Origin of the sequence: Arthrobacter sp. Hiyo1, from assembly GCF_001263615.2 — a bacterium.
GTDB lineage: Bacteria > Actinomycetota > Actinomycetes > Actinomycetales > Micrococcaceae > Arthrobacter.
Genome location: NZ_DF952469.1, coordinates 91,126 through 93,237, shown reverse-complemented (window position 1 = coordinate 93,237; position 2,112 = coordinate 91,126). Strand labels below are relative to the sequence as shown.

Below are 2,112 nucleotides of genomic sequence, written 5' to 3'. Positions count from 1 at the left end.
CACGACGGCGTCAACCGGGTCACCCGCGACAACGACCCCACGGCGCACGCCGAAGTAGTGGCCATCCGGCGGGCCGCGTCGGAACTGGGGAGCTTCAACCTCAGCGGCTCGGTGCTCTACTCAAGCTGCGAACCGTGCCCTTTGTGCCTCTCGGCGGCCCTATGGGGCCGGGTCAGCCGCGTCTACTTTGCCGCCGATCGGCACGGGGCAGCGGCCGCAGGCTTCGACGATGCCGTGTTCTACGAATATTTCGACGGCAACAGGCCCGACCTGCTGCCCGTCCAACACACTGACGTTCCTGCATCCGAGGCTCCCTTCGATGCCTGGCGCGGGCACAAGAACCGGACCAAATACTGAGGCTCACGTCCGCGCCGGGAGTCGCCCGACGCCGTCGAGCAGTTGCTGCTGGTCACCGCACAAAGCGATCCTGATCCATCCTTCGCCGATGGAACCGAACGCGGTTCCCGGTGCCACGGCTACTCCAGCGTCCGCCAGGAAGGTACGCACCCAGGCACGCACGTCCCCGCCGCTCACATGCGAGACGTCCGCCCAGAGATAGAAAGCTCCCTGGGCGCAGGAAGGGAATGCCCTTCTGGGCAAGCACCGCCGAGGCGGCATCGCGGTTGGAACGGTAGTGCTCCCGTGCCGTGTCCACATAGTCCTGCGGGCCGGTCAGCGCCGCGACGGCAGCGTACTGGGACGGCGAAGCCACGCAGGAAACGATCGCTTCCATGACGTTGTTCATCTTCCGTTCGAGGCCCGGCGGGCAAATGAGTGCGCCGATCCGCAGTCCCGTCAGCCCGTACGTTTTGGACAAGGTCAGGGACGTGAAGACCCGGGCCTCCCCGGGAACGGCGCTGTCGAAGCGGGCGGGACTCGTGTGCGGAACGTCGAAGGTGAAGGCTTCGTAGCATTCATCCGAAATGATCCACAGATCGTGTTTGACGGCCAATTCCACGAGCTCGCGCGTCGTTTCCTCGCAGATCACTGCGCCCAGGGGATTGGACGGCGAATTCAGGACCAATACCTTGGTGCGCGGCGTGATCAGGGCCTCGATGTCCTCGATGCGGGGTTGGAACTCGTGCTCCGGGTAGAGCGGATACTGCACCGGGACGGCGTGCAACAAATGGCTTGTCATGGCAAAAGTCGGGTAGCCCGGATTGGGAATCAGGATCTCGTCGCCGGGGGAGAGGAGCAGGCTCATGGCGAAGTGCAGTCCCTGCTGGGCTCCGTCCACGACATATACGCGCTCCGCCCCGATATCCACGTGGTTGTGGGCACGGAAGCGGTCGGCGAAGGCTTCACGCAGCGCCGGGATTCCGGCATTGGGGGTGTAGTTGGTCTCGTCCCTGTCCAGGCAAGCGATCCCCGCGTCCAGGATGTGCCGGGGCAGCGCGAAGCCCGGCTCGCCGATGCTGAGGACGATCGCCCCGGGGGTGCTCCAGGCCGCCTCGGTGATCTCGCGGATCTGGTTCACGGGCACTTCGCGGACGTGTGCGGCAAGCTCAGGCATGGGAGCCATCTTAGCCGCGGTCCCGGAGCGTCCAGGGAAGCCGCGGGCCGCAGGATGCATGCCCCGGCGCGGATATACTGGGAGGCGTGCTTTCTGGACTGGTAATCGTTGACAAGCCGCAAGGATGGACCAGCCACGATGTGGTTGGACGGATGCGGCGACTGGCCGGTACCCGGAAAGTGGGCCATGCGGGGACCCTGGATCCCATGGCCACGGGGGTGCTTGTGCTTGGCATCAACAAGGCCACGCGATTGCTGACCTACATCGTGGGCACCTCCAAGACGTACTCCGCCACCATCCGGCTCGGTGAATCAACCATCACGGACGATGCCGAGGGCGACATCACCGCAAGCCGCAGCGCCGCCGCAGTCACTGAGGACGCCATCCGTTCCGGCGTCGCGCAGCTGAGCGGCGAGATCCAGCAGGTCCCCAGCAGCGTCAGCGCCATCAAGGTCAACGGCGAACGGTCCTACGCGCGCGTGCGTTCGGGGCAAGAGGTCAAGCTCGCCGCCCGGCCCGTGACCATCCACCGTTTCGAGATCCACGCCATCCGGAGGGTCGACGACGGCAGGGTGGTGGACATCGACGTGACCGTCGAA

At 65.5% G+C, this 2,112-nt stretch carries 2 protein-coding genes and 1 pseudogene; 2 read left to right on the top strand and 1 reads right to left on the bottom strand.

Annotated elements, in window-relative coordinates; all coding sequences use genetic code 11:
• On the top strand, positions 1–357 hold a 357-nt coding region (locus AHiyo1_RS05065), incomplete at its 5' end, for a nucleoside deaminase (RefSeq protein ID WP_059387820.1).
• A gap of 3 nt (positions 358–360) precedes the next feature.
• On the opposite strand, the pseudogene AHiyo1_RS05060 reads toward AHiyo1_RS05065, so the two are convergent.
• Positions 361–1,513: pseudogene (locus AHiyo1_RS05060) on the bottom strand (pyridoxal phosphate-dependent aminotransferase).
• Positions 1,514–1,599: 86 nt separating this feature from the next.
• Between AHiyo1_RS05060 and truB the strand changes: the two are divergent.
• A partial coding sequence (truB, locus tag AHiyo1_RS05055; protein WP_084784363.1) for a tRNA pseudouridine(55) synthase TruB occupies positions 1,600–2,112 on the top strand: 513 nt, incomplete at its 3' end.